This is a genomic window from Flavobacterium ajazii (assembly GCF_010614725.1).
Lineage (GTDB): Bacteria > Bacteroidota > Bacteroidia > Flavobacteriales > Flavobacteriaceae > Flavobacterium > Flavobacterium ajazii.
Genome location: NZ_JAAEHL010000002.1, coordinates 541,283 through 559,123 on the forward strand (window position 1 = coordinate 541,283; position 17,841 = coordinate 559,123).

Annotated in this window: 11 protein-coding genes; all 11 read right to left on the minus strand. The window is 32.9% G+C overall.

Features of this window, described 5'->3' with window-relative positions:
* Window positions 1-34: 34 nt before the first annotated feature.
* On the minus strand, window positions 35-706 hold the full coding sequence (locus tag GWR14_RS05120; RefSeq protein ID WP_246236283.1) for a DUF3826 domain-containing protein: 672 nt from the start codon (window positions 704-706) through the stop codon (window positions 35-37).
* Between the two features lie 81 nt (window positions 707-787).
* Complete coding sequence (locus GWR14_RS05125; protein ID WP_163407970.1) at window positions 788-2,497, minus strand: pectate lyase family protein; 1,710 nt, start codon at window positions 2,495-2,497, stop codon at window positions 788-790.
* Window positions 2,498-2,644: 147 nt separating this feature from the next.
* Window positions 2,645-4,654, minus strand: coding sequence for a RagB/SusD family nutrient uptake outer membrane protein (locus GWR14_RS05130; RefSeq protein ID WP_163407972.1), 2,010 nt, complete (start codon window positions 4,652-4,654; stop codon window positions 2,645-2,647).
* 20 nt (window positions 4,655-4,674) lie between these two features.
* Entirely contained in the window at window positions 4,675-8,064 is a 3,390-nt protein-coding gene (locus GWR14_RS05135) for a SusC/RagA family TonB-linked outer membrane protein (RefSeq protein WP_163407974.1), read from the minus strand.
* Between the two features lie 642 nt (window positions 8,065-8,706).
* Window positions 8,707-9,489, minus strand: coding sequence for a rhamnogalacturonan acetylesterase (locus tag GWR14_RS05140; RefSeq protein WP_163407975.1), 783 nt, complete (start codon window positions 9,487-9,489; stop codon window positions 8,707-8,709).
* A 6-nt stretch (window positions 9,490-9,495) separates the two neighbouring features.
* Entirely contained in the window at window positions 9,496-10,488 is a 993-nt protein-coding gene (locus tag GWR14_RS05145) for a pectinesterase family protein (RefSeq protein WP_163407977.1), read from the minus strand.
* A 246-nt stretch (window positions 10,489-10,734) separates the two neighbouring features.
* On the minus strand, window positions 10,735-12,261 hold the full coding sequence (locus GWR14_RS05150) for a transglutaminase domain-containing protein (RefSeq protein WP_163407979.1): 1,527 nt from the start codon (window positions 12,259-12,261) through the stop codon (window positions 10,735-10,737).
* A gap of 77 nt (window positions 12,262-12,338) precedes the next feature.
* On the minus strand, window positions 12,339-13,508 hold the full coding sequence (locus GWR14_RS05155; protein WP_163407980.1) for a hypothetical protein: 1,170 nt from the start codon (window positions 13,506-13,508) through the stop codon (window positions 12,339-12,341).
* 221 nt (window positions 13,509-13,729) lie between these two features.
* Entirely contained in the window at window positions 13,730-14,929 is a 1,200-nt protein-coding gene (locus GWR14_RS05160; protein WP_163407981.1) for a hypothetical protein, read from the minus strand.
* A 65-nt stretch (window positions 14,930-14,994) separates the two neighbouring features.
* The gene (locus tag GWR14_RS05165) at window positions 14,995-16,728 is read right to left on the minus strand and encodes an O-antigen ligase family protein (RefSeq protein ID WP_163407983.1); all 1,734 of its coding nucleotides are present in this window, start codon (window positions 16,726-16,728) and stop codon (window positions 14,995-14,997) included.
* Between the two features lie 196 nt (window positions 16,729-16,924).
* Window positions 16,925-17,836 (minus strand): alpha/beta hydrolase, encoded by a 912-nt coding sequence (locus GWR14_RS05170; RefSeq protein ID WP_163407984.1) that lies wholly within the window; start codon window positions 17,834-17,836, stop codon window positions 16,925-16,927.
* Window positions 17,837-17,841: the final 5 nt, after the last annotated feature.

The following is a 17,841-nucleotide window of genomic DNA, read 5'->3' on the forward strand; positions in this document are numbered from 1 at the left end:
ATGTTAAAATTACACTTATTATTAAAAATAGCTGTTATTCCTTCTTTTTATTTTTTTCTTTTTCGGCAATACGTTTATTCCAGCCTTCACGTTCTTTGGTCAAATCATAACCTTCTTTAGACAAGTAATTGTTGATTCTTCCTTTGTATTTACCAAACCAGGCATGCTTTTCTTTCGATGAACCACCATCCATAGCATGTTCTCTTGCTTCAACTAAAGCATCATAAATATACTTTTTTTGGACTTCGGTCAAAGTTGGTATCATATCATTGTAAGCCGTTACCGTAATTGGAAGTACTCCATAAGTCATTCCGTCTTTTACCTCGGTAATTTTTGCTTCGTTTAACTGAGTTCCTAATTTTTTCAAATAAGATTTATGCAGTTTGTCAATTGATTTGTCGGCATCGGCTTTCAATTTATCAATTTTCTCGTTTTGCTTATCTTTTGCTAAACTGCTGTCTTCTTTTACTTTTTTAACTTCTACATCTCTAGTATCCTGAATTTTACTCAAATCACGAAACTGCTGTGCAATGATATTCGTTACAGCGGTTTCTTTTTCTTTGTTATTCAAGGCCAATTTCTCGACAATTTTTGCCGCTCTTTCGTTCGTAACCTTGATATATTCCGGATCTGCGTATTGTTGTGCACTTAATTTGCAAAAGGCGAAAAACAAAAACAGCAGACTTATTTTTTTTATCGACATCATCTTATTTATTATTTTAGTTTAAAGTCAAAGGTCATAAAGTCAAAAGTTTTATCTTAAACTTTATGACCTAACTTTACTTTTTTAATTTAAATCTAACAAAGGTCTTACCAAAGTTTCTTTATTATTAGCTAAATCTGTCCAGTCTACTTTGATGGCAGGGTTTACACCATTGATGTAATCTTCAATGTTAGAATAGCCATCACCGTTTAAATCTCCTTTTGCATCAGATGGATCTTTTGGATTCAGACCGTATTTTTTCTCCCATGCATCCGGCATACCGTCTTTGTCTGTATCAACATAAGGTTTTCCTTTGTATTCAGGATATCCGCCTACCTGCGAAATGTCTGTAATGATTCCTTGTTTGTATGAATCCATCGGCAAACGTCTGTGTTCAAACTGATAGAAAGTCTTTTTCTCTAAACCTTTTGCATATTCAGGAACTCCTGTTTTAACAGTTCTTACGATTCTTTCGTCAACTTTATCTCTGATTGGCAAAGTAGCTCCCACATTTTTCAGCACGAATTCATAAGCTTCATCTGCTTTCATAAAAGGACGAAACCAAGGCATTGGGAAAGGTTTGTCGCTTTTCATTTTATCGAAATAGGTTTTAGCTTCATCATAGCCCATTAATTCCCCTTTTTTGTTTTCAATCTGAATACCTCCGTCCCAGTTGTCTTTGGTTACCTTATCGTTATTGTTAACGATATTTCCGTTTACATAAGCTCTTCCAAAAACCATATAAGGCAGTTTGCTCCTTCCTGATTCCGGTTTTAAGATTCTATAACTGATAGGCTCATTTAAATTCGTTACAGGTCCCGGTTTGTAAAAGTTGTTGATGATATTATAATTAGCTGTATAATCACCACCATCTGTTGATCTGTTATACCAGTTGAAAACAACATTATTTACAAAATTGAAAATTCCGTTCCATCCGATAGACGGGTTTCGACCTGCATTGTTTGCCCACATATTTCTCATGAAAGAGCAGTTTTCTCCACCCAGAGTACTTCCAAAAGCATGGTTGTACGTATCCAGAGCTTCTCCGAATAAACTGTTTTGAATGGTAATGTTTACTGTACCTACTTTAACTTCCGGATAACCAGCACCAGGATTATACATATGTCTGTACATAGACATGTTTTCATCTAATCCCCAAGTTGCAGAAACGTGGTCGATCATGATATTTCCAACAGGGTTTCCTCCGATAGCGTCATCACGACGACCTACAAAAGTTTCTCCTCTGCGAAAACGCATGTGCCTGATTACAACATCATGAGTATCAATCCACACTGATTCACCAGCCACACAGATACCATCACCCGGAGCAGTTTGTCCTGCAATTGTGATATAAGGTGCACGAATGATTAACGGGCTCTTGATTCTGATAATTCCTGACACATTGAATACTACAATCCTTGCTCCACCTTGTTCACAAGCCTCACGTAAAGTTCCCGGCCCACGATCTTCCAAGCTTGTTACAACATAGACATTTCCGCCACGTCCTCCAAAAGCGTACATACCTCCTCCTTCAGCTCCTGGAAAAGCAGGTATAGACGCCTGTGGTAAATCTGTTGGTCTTGATGCCCATGGAATAAAAGGTTTACCGTGTTTCGCTTCTTCTTCAATGACAACTAATGCTTTTTCCCAGGCTTCGTCAGAAAGTCTGTTGGCTTCCTTAATAATTGCGTCTTGTTGTTCCTTAATTTCGGGGCTAATTTTTGGGTATTGGGCAAAACATTTTATGCTTCCCAAAAGCAAAAGAGGCAATACAAATAATGCTGAATTTTTCATGTTAATTTTAATTTGATAATTCGATTTAAACAAATCACCTGTATCTTTTGAAGAAATACAGGTGAAAAGTCTAATTTAATGTTAACGTTTTATTAAGGTATTAATAAAAATGCCTGAAAATTATCAGGCATTTTTAAGTTTTAAAATTTATTCTTGAAAATTATAAGTTCCTTGTTCTCCAGATGCACCATTCCAACCTTTATTTTGTATTAACCATGGGTTTTGTGCCAAAACAGTTTGAGAAAGCCCCATAATATAATAATTCGGTCTAAATAGAATATTAGTTGGTGTACCACTAACATCATCCATCGCTTTTGGCGGAGATTTCAACTCAAAGTTAGTCGTATAAAAAGTAGCTAAAGCTGTTATTTGAGTCTCGAAATTTGCAGCATCCGGATCTACTGATATTGTTGCACGTGCAGCAGTCAATGGATCTGTATTTACTGGGCTAAACCCATTCTTATAATGTAAATAATTCCCTATACGCTGTGTTCCGTTTATATCAGCAATACCAAGCTTTACATTTGTAGCATCCTGATTTACAGAACTATCATCACTATATAACATCCAACGCTGGATATCCCAAAAACGTTTTCCTTCATAAGCCAACTCTACTCTACGTTCATACAGCACTGCTTCAATTGCAGCATATTTATCAGCCAATGTCCCAATTCCATAATTATCTGCTGAAGGAATCCCCACACGTTGTCTTATTTTTCCTAAATACGCTAAAGTATTTGATATATCTTGTTTAGCAGCGTAACATTCAGCAATATTCAACAACAACTCCGCATAACGGTATTCCATAATATCAGTACCTGAGTATTGAAAATTACTTGTATTAGCAACTGTAGGGCTTGACATCTTGCGAACAAAAGCAGGACTTGGAACATCATTACCCATACTAAACCCAAAAGCTGTATTAGAAGCACTACTTACCGCCCAACGATATGCCCAAACAGTTGTTTGGACTGTAGCTCCTGTAGCATTATTATAAGGCCAAGCACAGCCTGAAAAACCAAAAGTTCTATAAAAACGTGGATCGCGATCTTTAAAAAACAAGAAATCATTATATGGATAAGTAGTAGAAGTTGTAGGGCGTTTTCCATCCTTCATAGGAAACAAATCAATCATACGTTTAGGTACTTTTACACCACTACCAGCTACACCTCCCTGGCTAGCAAGTCGAATTGATTTTTCCCAAGAATTGTTTGAATACAATGCTGTAGTACCATCAGCCAAAAGTTTAATAGTAATAGCTTCTTTATTAAAAGAGTTATTATTAATATAAAACATTTCTGCCCATTGTTTGGCGTTTGTTCCATACAAGCCATAGCCATCAGCAGTTAACTGTGTTTCAGCAGCTAATCCTGCTGCCAAAGCTTTATCCCAACGATCTGTTGCTGAATCCCAATTTTTATTGAATAGTGGACTAGCATAAGTCAATAACACTCTTGATTTTTGAGCTAAAGCAGCACCTTTAGTAAAACGACCGTAATTAGCCGCATCCCAATTTGGAGGCAATAAAGTAGCCGCCTGATCTAAATCGGCAACTATTTGATTCACTACTTCAGTTACCGTAGCTCTGGGTAATTTAATGGATTCATCTGTTGGAGATGCTTCCTGAACTGTAGTTACAATAGGAACACCACCATACATGCGCATTAAATCAAAATATTGTAATCCACGTAAATAATATACTTGTCCTTTTATTTGATCACGAAAAGTCTTTGATAAAGCGGCTCCAACTACATCCAATTTTTCCAACAAAAAATTACAATCCCTAATTCTGGTATAAGGTTCGTTTCTAAGTGTTGACCCTAAAGTAGTCCCATAATAGGTTGAACCATCCGCTGCATTTTGCAAAGTTACATTTGGATTAATTAGATTTGAAATTCCTCCCACTTCTTCTGTATAGGAGGTTTCAGCTGTAGTCCAAGAAGCTACCCTAACTGCCGTAGGTGTTTTATACCCATCATAAAAATCATAGTATAAATTATTTACGTATTGATTAACGCGGGTTTCACTTTCTAAAAAGCTCTCATCGTAGTATTTAAACTGCTTTTTTTCTTCTAAAAAATCATCACTACAAGACGAAGAAAACCCCAAAACCAGTAATAATGAAACTACTATATATTTATTAAATCTTGTTTTCATAATTAAAATTAACTTTAAAATTAGAATGTTACATTCATACTCAATGACCAAGTTCTAAGTGTTGGATACTTTGCAGTAGAATCATCATACATATTACGGTACTTTTTTGGATAAGGATTATACAAATCCCAAAGATTCTGACCAGTAATACCTAAATTAATGCCATCAATCTTTGTAGATTTAAGTGATTCCTTTGGAATAGCAAAACCTACAGATAAATTTCTAACTACACATCTGAAATTATTTAATTGCCAGAAATCAGATGGACTAAAATTCGTTGTTTGATACATATTTGGATATTTTCCATTTGGATTGGTGGTAGTATCATACATATCTGTCCAGAAAATCTCATGTGACCAGTCATTATGCGTACCACTACTTGAAGTACCAATTCCTTGTTTTACTAAGTCTATAGTATTATATCCTCCCCAAGTGGTAGCAATTTGAGTTTTAAAATAAAAACTATCGTATTTGAATCCAAGATTTGTGGTAAATCCATAGGTTATATTTTTATTAACCAATTTCACATAATCTTCATTACTGGCAATTTTCCCATCTGCAGGGGCCTGTTCTCCTGTAGTAGCGTTAAAAACACCTCCAACATCTTCATAAGCTAACATACCTTTTCTCATCATTGCTACATTTGTAGTTGTAAAATAACTTGGTGTACCTCCAACAGCAGCAGCACGTTCTGTTAAGTACTGCCAATAATTAGCAATATCCTCATCAGTACGCAGAATACCATCTCCTGTCGAAGTCTCTTTCCATGTTCTAAATCCCCAAACTGGATTAATCAAAGAATTACCCTCACGAATTGCGTTGAAAGACGGGTGTTGTAAAGCCCCTTCCGGATACTTTTGCACTTCATTATTACCAAAACCAAAGTTTACTCCTACATTATAACTTAATTTGTCTTTAATTTTATCATTCCAATTAACAGAAAACTCAGTTCCCCAGTCGTTAACAGCTGCATAATTTTGTTCTGCTAACCCTCCTCCTACAGAAATTGGAGTTCCTGCCATACTTGCTAAACTAACCAACATATCAGTTGATTTATTATAATAATAATCAGCAGATATTTGTAATCTATTATTTAAAACTGCTAAATCGATTCCATAATTTTGCTTAAGGCTAGCATCCCATCTAACCTCTGAATTTGGTGTAATACGAGGTGTTATACCTGTTCCCAAAAGACCTCCTCCAGAACCAAATTGAGCTCCTTTATCGACAATTGGTTCATACAATTGCTGCCAAAGCCAAGGTCCAATAGCATCTTTTCCAGTTTTACCAATAGAATAACGCAGTTTTAAATTATTTACCCAGGAAACATTATCTGCAAACCATTTTTCTTTAGACACAACCCAACCAAATTGGGCCCCTGGGAAAAAGCCCCAGTAATTTTTTGGAGCAAACTTAGTTGAAGCATCTGAGCGGAAAATGAATTCAGCTAAATACTTATCCTTATAACTATAATTTAAGCGTCCTAAATAAGAAAGAGTACCTGATTCTACTTTTGTAGCTGTCGAATTACTACTTATTGGTCCTGCTGTAGTATAATCTCCCAAATAATCTTTTCCGGTACCTTCATAAGCCAAACGTAAATTTTTATTATTTAACTCAGAACGTTCCATACCAACCATCGCATCAATAGCATGATCACCAAAAGTTCTGTTATAGTTAACAAAAATATTAGACTGAATCATTTTGTCTACGTCACTATAATAGTACACTCTGGACTGAGCACTATTCGTTTCAATAAGATAATCACCATTTGGATTAGTAGTAAGATCATAAATTGTAGGATCGGCAGCAGAAGCCAAATGATTACCAATTGTCTCATAATTTCTTATTCTAGCCAAATCAAATGGCAATTGTGCTTGTTCAGTATTAGCACTTGATTGAGTTCTGGCATAACTTCCTTTAATAGACATTCCTTTAATAAAAGGCACTTTATAAGTCAAATTCAAATTCACATTATAAGAAAAGTCTTCATCAGTTTGTTTACCAGCATCCAGGGCTGCAAAATAATTCCAACCTGCAATAGTCCCTCTGTTATTAGCGCTACCTAAGTTAGCATCTGTACGAGCAAACGGGGACATCCAATATTCTTTACCATTTACAGTAGTTTGCCAAGGAATGTATTTTGGCATATGCAACAAATACATATAATCTGCCTGTTCTCCTGAAGAAAGGGAACCAAAACTACTATCGTTTAGATTTGCAGATGCTTTCGTAAATGATTTTTGAGTATCGGTTGAAGTTCCGGAAACCGAAGCTGAAAGTTCTAAATTATTTGTCACTTTTATTGTAGTACCTGTACGGAAATTCCATTTTTTATAATCTTGGTTTCCTAAATTGGCTCCCTGAGTAAAAAATGCTCCACCAGCAAAATAAGTAACCTTATCAGTACCACCGCTTACATTAAGAACGTGTCTTTGTTGCAAAGCTGGTTTCCATGCTTTCTTCAACCAATCATAATCCAAACCTTTCATTTCTTCTAATTCGTCTTGAGAAAAATATTTGGATTGATTCGCCTCCAAATTAGAACTTAAAAATCTGTTTTTCCAAACCCCATGCTCATAAGCATTCATTGTTTTTTGATGACTTACCGCATCATTCACAGCAAATTGAGCATAATAAGAAAGTTTAGCTTTACCCTCTTTTCCCCTTTTTGTTTTCACAATAATAGCTCCCTGAGAAGCACGAGCACCATAAATGGCAGCAGAACCGTCTTTCAAAATCGTAATATTCTCAATTTCTGAAGGATCCAATCTATTAAAAGCCTCTTGTGTAGGCAAACCGCTTTGAGGATCAATTTGCACCATATCATCAATTACGATCAAAGGAACTTTAAATAATGAGGTAGCATTTGTAAATCCAAAAGATTGACGGATAGTAATATCCGCAGCCCCACCTGGACGGCTAGATCCATTTGCATTATTAACATTTACTCCTGGAGTTAACCCTCTTAAAGCTTCTGCTAAATTTGAGACTGGCAAATCTCTTATATCATCTGGTTTAATAGTTACAATAGCACCTGTAACATTATTCTTTTTCTGTTTACCATATGCTACAACCACAATATCATCCAACACATTTGAGTCTTCTTGTAATTTAACATCCAGATTAGTACGCCCGTTTAATGGGATTTCTGTTTTTTTCATTCCAATAAAAGAAAAAACCAATGTTGCGCCTGGCTTAACACTAATTTCATACTTACCGCTGTAATCTGTAGTAACGGTGTTTTTGGATGATTTTTCGGTTACGTTAACCCCAGGCAAAAGAAGCCCTGAATTATCAGTAACGGTACCTTTGATCTTAATTTGACCTCCTGAAGTTTGGGCATGAGTGACCATACTCATTAGTGCAAACAAAATAAAACTACATCTTTTTAAAAGTGCTTGTTTCATAAATGATTTAGTTAGATTAATAGTTAGTTAGTTTAAAAGCATTTTTAATTGTTAAAGAAAAGCTACATTTTAACAGATTTTTCATGTGAGCGAAAATTAAACGTTAAAAATACATTTATTATTTAGTTCCAAAAATAGAACGATTGAATATGACAACTGTCCTGTGGCATCCTGCTTCAAAATTATCTTCAAAAAAAATCAATAAAAAAAATTATATTGTCAAAAAAAAATAAAACAAAATACAGCAACTCAAAAAAAGACAATGTTTTTTTGAATATAATAAGTTTGAACTTCAATAAAGTAAGTAAAAACAGCCAAAAACCTACAAAATTGACAAAATACTTCTAAATAAAGATGTTAATTGCTAAATAATAAACAAAAATAAAAGTACAAAAAAATCTTTTGATCTACTATATCGTTATAGTAAATCACTATGAATTGAATTAAAAACCTTACGAAAACGTTTTCAAAACACAAAAGAAAAAAAAAGAAAAAAAAAGAAAAAAATAATAATTTTTTTTTAAAAAGAAGAAAAAACTGAATAATTTTTTAAAAATGAAATTTCAAATTTTAACAAAAAAGGCGTTGTTCTTACATTACAATACCTTTTTTATTTCAGATTACGAAGAACTATCCGGTATTTTATAATCTTTTCATGGCTTTGAAGACTAATCTTGCCACTTCCTTACCTCCGGCAGTTTGAAAATGTGTATTATCTTTCTGTCCTGTTGGGAATCCTGGATATAAATTTCCTTCAAAATTCATAAAATAATTTTGAGTAACATAATCTTTACCTTTAGAACTAAAAAACTCCATAGACAATTCATTAAGATCAATCAATTTAACGTTTAATTCTTTAGCAACATCTTTAGCTGCCTGTGGATATTCTCCGTGAACATTAGACAACTTTCCATCTTTCCATGGATAATTACGCGCAACTGGGGTAAGCACGATCGGAATCGCCCCTTTTTCTCTGGTCTGATTTATAAAAAGGCGCAGGAATTCTTTATATCCTTCAATATTTACATAACGTTCTGTTTTTTCTTCAGAGGAGTCGTTGTGCCCGAATTGCATCATTACAACATCTCCTTTTTGTAGCGTTTTATAAACCGCTGCCCAACGTCCTTCCTGAAAAAAGGTTCGGGTGCTTCTGCCGCCTTTTGCCCTGTCTTCTATTTTTACTTCTTTGGCAGTCCCCAGTATATTTTTAACCAATTTTAAACTGTCTTTCTGGAAAAAAGGCTGAAAGACCTGTCCCCAGCCAACCTGAGGAAATCGCTTGCTTTCATAATCTTTTTCGAGTGAATAATCTGCGACGGTTGAATCACCAATCAAATAAATGGTAGTTACTTTTGATTTAAAACTAAAAGCACTTAGAACAAGTATCCCAAGAAAAGCAATTGCTGCTATTTTATAATTTTTCATAATTCTTTATTCTTTTGGATTCCAACCGTTTAATACTTTTTCTAAATCGTATTTTTTTAGATCTGATTTTTTCAATTGATGTGACCAGGAAACTCTTTTAGACAAATCTTTCGCTCCTTCGCCTTTGCTTCCTAATTCAGCGTAATAAACCGTTTTTTCTTTATCCGGAAAATTTTTATCCCCTTTCCACGGATTCCATCCTTCAGGAACAATATGCGAACCTAATTCTGTATTAATAAATACCGTTTTTGCAAAAGGCCTCCATGGACGTCCCAGAAAAACCTTATCAACAGTATTATCTTTTGCTGTAAGTTTGCAATCTACAAATACAAATCCGTATTTATCCTCTTGGGTTGTTGATGCTGCCGTAACATAAGAATTGCTTAAACTTTCGATAGTACAATTTGAAAAATAAGCTGTTGCTGCACCAAAAATAAAATCGACTGTACCATTGATATAACAATTTTCGAAATAATTTCTGGTTCCGCCTTTTGCCAAATATAAAGTATCCTGATTTCCTAAAATCGAACAGTTTTTAATTGAAACCCTGTCGCCTTCTGTATGTAAAGCCACTGCCTGACCTACTCTTCCGGCGGTATTTTCTACAGTCAGATTTTCTACTGAGCAATCATTTCCCTGAACCAATAAACTATAAGATGTATAAGTACTGAATTTTGTATCTCCGGTAACATCAATTCCTCTGAATGGTTTTCCGGAATAATCATTGTATAAAATCACCGTTTTCTCCCTGTCAGAACCTTTTAAAGTGATATTTCTTTTGAAAGCCGGAATCACAACCTTTTCATTATAAACTCCTTGTTTAATTTTAATAACAACTCGTTTTTCGGCATGATCCCTTACTTTATTTATTGCTTCCTGAATGGTTTTAAAATCTCCCGAACCATCCTGCGCAACAGTTAATTCAAATCGATTGTCGGTTGTTTGTGCTGATGATAAGGTAGAACTAAAAATCAGTAATAAAGTTATAATGCATTTCATCTTTCTTTTCAATATTAGTTTATCTATAATTTAATTTAAAAAGTATCAACATTTTAATTTTATATAATTATACAAAACTAAATATTACCATTCATCACTTTCAATTAATGAAACACAAAAGCAAGTCAATTCAGTAATTAATTCTGTAAAGCCTGATAATGTAGACACTTTTAGGTTTGTAAAAATAAAGATTTACACCTAATATTTTTGAACAAATAGAAACTTTAAAAAATTGAATTTATTACTTTAATACCAATCAACACTACCATCGTTTTTTAATATGAAATTTTTTTTCACTTTGTTAGATTCATCTATAAAATGATATAAAGTATTTGTTGTTAAAATTGCATCTGCAATAACAGTCCATTCATCTTTTTTTAAAGGCGTTTGAATTATTTTCTGACAGACTTCCTTATTTGTTCCAAATTCTAAAATTTTAACATTGTTTTTGGCGTTCTTTAATTCTTTATTTACATAATCATTTAAATTAATAACTCTTTTAGATTGCATTGAACTTAGAAATATTATTTCTCCTAATTTATTGAGAATAAAAGGTTCATTTACTTCCTGAAATGCCGAATAACGATACCTGTTCAGGCAATATAAATTATCTTTAGCCACATTTTCAAATATCGCTGTTGACTGATTTGGATCATATGAATAATTAACCGGCCTCCACCAATTGTCCTTCCAAATACATAAATAAATAGGCTCCTGATACTTTTTTTCTAATGGTATTTCTATATTTTCAGTTTCAAAATACTCTGAGGTTACATCAATACTATTATTTTCAAAAAAATCAGCGTAAATAAAATTATTGTCTTTTATTGTTAACTTTTCGGAAGTCAATGCAAATTGCTTCCTGTAAACTTTCGGTGCATTTTTGTATGGTAAATTAAAAAATCCCGGTCCATTATTAGATAAAGCATCGAAAGGATACTTTTTTTGTTTTTTTGTATCTAATACAAAACACCAACCATGTCCCACGTCATCCGAAGCTCTCTTATATGGAATACCATCAAAGCCGCAAGGAATTCCAAAAGCACGAAGTGCAAAAACTACTAGATTACACATATCATCACATTTACCTTCTTTGTCACGCAATAGTTCCGAATAGGAACGTACTTTTTTTTGACTGAAGTATCTGCTACCTCCAAATTGAAAACGTTTTTGATAAATTTTGTTTATATAATTTGTAGCAGCCAAAACGGTTGTAAACTTATAAACAGAATCTTTTTGTACTTGAGAAAAATCGCTTAAAACAGCCTCTCGCCATGATTCCAATTTTTCACTACCTACTCTGTAAGGCAAAACATATTCGTAGAAGTCAGCATCAGATATACCTCTGCAAAAAGGGCTTTTTTGTTTCACATCAAAAGCACTATCTATATTGTCTATTAAAAATTTAGCCGTAATTTTTTTTGAATCGGGTACAAAAACTTCTTTCTCCTGTAATTTCCCTCTAACTTTTGCAACTGAATCCAACCATTTCTTTTGAGCAGTTTCATCTTTGAAATTAGCTATATTATAGTTTACAGAAGTTCCTTCTTTATCTACCAAATCAATCAAAGTAGTGCCTTTTTTATCAATATTAGCAATTAAAAAAAAGGCTGCCTTCAATTTATCCTGGTTTCCTTCTTTTTTATAATGGTTAATAACTGATGTTAACTCTGGTTGATCTTTAATTATTTTAGTTATGGCACTTCTATCGATTTGCGAATGACAATTAAATCCGAAATAGAGAATAGAAATAAATGTAATAAGGTATTTCATAAAATTTGGATTATATAAACAGAAGCATAAACCTATGCTTTGAAACTTCTGTTTGTTTATATTTCAATTTTTAAATCTTAGATTCTTGAAATTGATGAAATTTCTCCTGTCAGAGAATTAATTTCCATTTTGTATTTCACAGGAACGACAATAGCTCCATACCCACCAGCTGTACTACCTATATACATACTTTCTCCTTCATATTCTAATATTGGAATCGAATTTTCATAATAACTATTTTGTCCCACCATTGAATGATCTACACTGTTATATCCTGTAATGGTTGTTCCTGCTGCTGGCCATATTGGATCATTATCTGTATAATTGGAAGTGACTCCATATATGTGATAAAATGGCGTGTGTCTTTTTAGAAGTTCTACTTTAAGATCCAAAGTATAAATAGGAGTAACAATTCTAACGGTTGTTGTACACTCTTCTCCATCTATATTAGTGATTACTGGTGAACCTATAGAAAATGTTTCTGAATTAACATAATTTAAGAACTCAAATCGTGAAAAAAAACGGTTGCGATAGCCTATTTCCGCTATAGCATCAGGCGGTACAACAGGCGGTACTGGAAATTCTGGTACTGGTTGACCTTCTTCCCAACATACTTCTTCATATACAGGAAGTATAATTACTGTTGTGACGTAATAACAATTTGTTGATTCAAGATTCTCATCGCATTCCTCCTCCGCAGCATAGAATGATACATAAAAACCTTGAAACATTTGAGCACAAGTTTTGAGTGATTTAGCAGTAGCCGTTCCAAACATTTCAGATAACTTTTCTTCACTTGCTTTTCGTTGAACCAAACCTGGATTTCCATTTTTTATACCCAAAATACTTCTATCCAGAGCCATAAAATATCCCATCCACGTACCTTTATTCCAAAAAGGAAGTTTGTTCGTTTTGGATTTTAATTGGGTACGAGAAGTCATATCAAAAGTAATTTCCCCTTTATCGTCTTTAACGAGTGCCAATACACCTATTACGTTCTCTTTGTCTGTACTCAAAAATGGCACAAGAATTCTCTTCTTCCCTTCAATTAACAAGAATTTTGCTTCCTGCCACATTACTTCATTTTTAGACAGTCTTCTTTCTAGTGATTCCCGGTGTTCACTTTTTTTTAAATCGGCTATGACATTTTTTAGAATGGTACTCTCACCATCATATATCCAGACATATTCGGGATTCGTAATTTGAGTTTCATCTCTTTCTACTTTATCAACCGCACAGGAGATCAATAGCAGTAACAAAGAAAGTACTGTTAAAAATTTTAGACTTCTCATCATATTTTTTAGTTTTAAAAAGATTAATATTTTAACCTCTTGGTATAATTAAATTGTTCGATTTTAATATTGTTTATGATATATTGAACCAATATTAAGGCTGTTGTTTTGACTAAAATTATTAGAACTTTCAAAGTTTTCTCTCAACGGATTGCTATACAAAATTTTTAACATCTTTAATCTTCGATTCTTGAAATAGATAGAATTTCTCCAGTATGTGAATTTATTTCAATTTTGTATTTTGCAGGAACACTGAACAGTACCATACCATTCGCACTTACTTTATATCTAGATTCTCCTTCATATTCTACTATCGAAATTGAATTTTCAAAATAATTATTATAAGAGTTCATCCAGTGTTCTGCATTATTAGAATTTACCCAAAATGATAAAAAATCTGAGACGTAAGAAGTAACTCCATTTACATAGTAAAATGGAACTGAAGCATTTCTATTAAGTAATTGTTCAATTTCAATGTCATAAGCAAAAACACTATTCACAATTTTAACTTTTGTGATGCATCCTTCCCCATAAGTATTGGTGATTATTGGTGAACTTATTGAATATGTTTCAGATTTAACATAAGCTAAGAAAGAAGCTTGTGTAAAATTATTAATATTATTATACGAAATTGCTCCTGGAACATAATTCGGATCTGTTGGAATAACCGGATCTGGTAATGCCGGAGGATCTGGAAGTTGTGGTGCAGGTTGACCATCTTCCCAACACACCTCTTCATAAACAGGAACATAAATTATTGTAGTAAAATAATAACAATTTGTTGATTCAAGATTCACATCGCATTGCTCCTCAGCAGCATAGAAAGACACCGAATAACCTGCGAACTGTTGTCTACAAGTTTTAAGTGACTTAGCAGTAGCTGTACCAAATATTTCTGCCGTCTTTTCTTCACTAAGTTGAATTTGAGCCAGCCCTGGGTTTCCATTTTTTATATTCAAAATATTTCTGTCTAGTGCCATAAAGTACCCAGCCCATGTACCTTTGTTCCAAAAGGGAAGTTTGTTGTTTTTTGTTTTTAACTGGGTACGAGAAGTCATTTCAAAAGTAGTTTTTCCTTTATCATCTTTAACAAGTGTAAGTACGCCTATTACATTCTCTTTGTCTTTACTCAAAAAAGGAACAAGAATCCTTTTCTTACCATCTATTAACAAAAATTTTGCTTCTTCCCATATTACTTCATTTTTAGATAATCTTCTTTCTAATGATTCTCGGTATTCACCATTTTTTAAATCTGCTATGACATTTTTTAGAACGACACTCTCTCCATCATATATCCAGACATTTTCGGGATTCGTAATTTGAGTTTCATCTCTTTCTACTTTATCAACCGCACAGGAGATCAATAGCAGTAACAAAGAAAGTACTGTTAAAAAATTTAAATTTCTCATCATAATTTTTTGGTCTTAAGATTAATAATAGTTTAGTAAAAGTCTAATTGATTCTTAGCTTTATGCTTGATTCTAATCACTTCAGCACTTGGAATTTTAATACTCGTTTCAAGTATTTTCTTTGCATAGTAATTAGATTTTTTTTTATCTCCTCTTCTGTTATAAAAATCTAATAACTGCTCTAATGGTAGAAACAAGTGAGGGGAAATAAAATGAATTTTTAAATAATCTGCTTCTGCACTTTTATAGTTTCCAAGATTCTCATTTATCTGAGCTGTTTTTCTATATAATCCTGAAAAACTTGCAAGTCCTTTTGCTTTTTCATAGTAAACTAAAGCTTCTTGAGGTGTTTTTTCTTGTATAACATTAGCATAATGAGACAAAAATGCAGCTTCATATTCTAAACGTCTAGAAGCAAATACATAAAGAGTATTAGATAAGTTGGGATCAGAAAATTGCAATTCACTAGCTTCTTTCCAGGCCTTAAAGCCTTTGTATTGATAATTGCTCGCAAAAAATAATAAACAACACATCAAACAAAATAATATTTTTTGAAAATTTACCTTTATTGTAAAATTTAGAAGTAGAGGTGTATACTTCTGCAAACCAATTTGATTTAGCAAAATTAATTTAAATGGTAAAAATTGTAGAGGATACGAAAATTGTGCAAAAACCAATATTACAGAATATAATGAAAACGATACTATTGATGAATTTCTTTTTATATAATTGCAAAAGTCAGTATTAGGCTTTAAAATCCAAAAACAACATCCCACAACGAGTAGTATTCCTAAGATTCCATTTTCAATTACAAATTTCAAAAACTCATTAAAAGTTTGTTCAGTAGCACCTGCCAATAAAATCTCCTGATTGGTTCCTCCATTCATAAAATAATTGGCTTGAAAATTAAGGTAATCAACACCAAAAAAACCATATCTAATGCCCGCATATGGATTTTCAAAAAATGATATAAATGAAATTTTCCATATCAGCAATCTTCCATAAAAAGAATCAGTTCCCTTATAAAAAAAGACGAAACATAAGATTGGCAATCCAATAAAAATAATGTATCTTAAATTTTTCCACTTTATAACTCCTTTAAGCAGCAGCAAAATAAGCACAGAAACTATTAAAGATAGTATTGCTGCGCGTGATGCACTTTTAATAAGGACAACCAATAAAATTATTGCAATTAAAATATAGACTATTAGTTTTAAATGTTTTTTTAGAATTTCTTTTTGAAGCAATTCATTGAATACCAACAACAAAACAACTGCTATAAAACCGCCTAAAGGTGCCGGATTGGGAAAATTCCCCAACATATTCCAGAAGTAATCAGGCGAAGGAATATATCCTGAAAGTTCAAACAAACTATATACTGACAAAAAAAAACCTATGCCAATAATAAAATTATAATAGGTTATAAAATCTTCTTTTTTGAAATGAATTGTTTTTACTGAAATGTAATAAAAGATCAGCGAAGCTGTATTCAGGACATGTATTTCATTAAAAGAAATAAGCCTCGAGGCACGTGATAATAACAAAAATATTAAAATAGAAATAACAGCTATATCAACTTTACCAAATTTTAAAGGTTCTCTTGAGAGCACAAAAAAAACTATAGCAAATAAAAGAACAGTAAATAATTGATAATATTCATACTCCTTACGAATCCAAAAATCACAATTATAGTTATAAATCAAACTCAAGGAAAGAGTAGAACCCAAAAGGAAAACCTTTAAAAAATTTAATTTTAAGATACCCATAATGTAATATTTATGCCTGAAAAGGCAAAAATATAAAACATTTCTTAAAAAAATAATTAAATATTTAAGGTTTAATTTGTTAAATAAACATATTTGTTATATTCATAACTTTTATTTTGAAATCATTAAATACATTTATTAACACTCAATTCAAAATAGTTTAAGTTACTTAAATGATAATAAATAAAAATAAATATTAGTTTTTCAGGATATTTATTTCCTCCAGCCATTGCTCACAAATATCAGTCCATAAATTCGTAGAACCCGGATTATTTCTTAATGCAATGGCATGCCCTCCCTGATTGAAAATATGCAAACTGGAAGGAATGTGATTAGATAACAAAGAATCATAAAACATAAGACTGTTTTTTGGTGATACCACTTTATCGTTAAAAGCATGCGCCATAAAAGTCGGTGGTGTATAATCGCTCACTTGAAATTGCAAGGAATATTTTTTCACTAATTCTGCAGATGGTTTTGTCCCCAACAGATTTTCTGTACTTCCTTTATGACCATCTTTTCCCATATCAATTACCGGAGAAATCAGTATCATAAAGTTAGGTTGAAAAGTATAACTGTCCAGTTCATCCCCAACTTTTGCAAAATCGTCTTTGATTGTTCCGAGACTTGCAGCCAGATGTCCTCCGGCAGAACAGCCCATTACTCCAATTTTATTTGTATCAATTTTCCAGTTGACAGCGTTTTTACGGATGATTCTCATTGCTCTTTCGGCATCCTGTAAAGGAGCTTTCTCTCTTTCTTTGATGTCGGCAGAAATCGGCAATCGGTGTGTCAGTACAAAAGCATTAATTCCGATTGTATTAAACCATTTTGCTAATTGGAAACCACTAATATTATAAGACAAATGATGATAGCCTCCTCCGGGAATAATCAAAACAGCCGCACCTTTATTCTCCTGAATTGAAGTGAAAAAAGCGTGAATACCGGGTGTTCCCACTTGCATTACACGCTCATTACTGATACTGTCCTTTATAACCAATCCTTTAGAATTGGGCATTTTATTTTTCTCCCAAAGCGGAATATATTCTTGTGCCTGCATCCGAACAAATGCAAACAATACTAATAGAAATATTTGCTTATTTCTCATTTTTA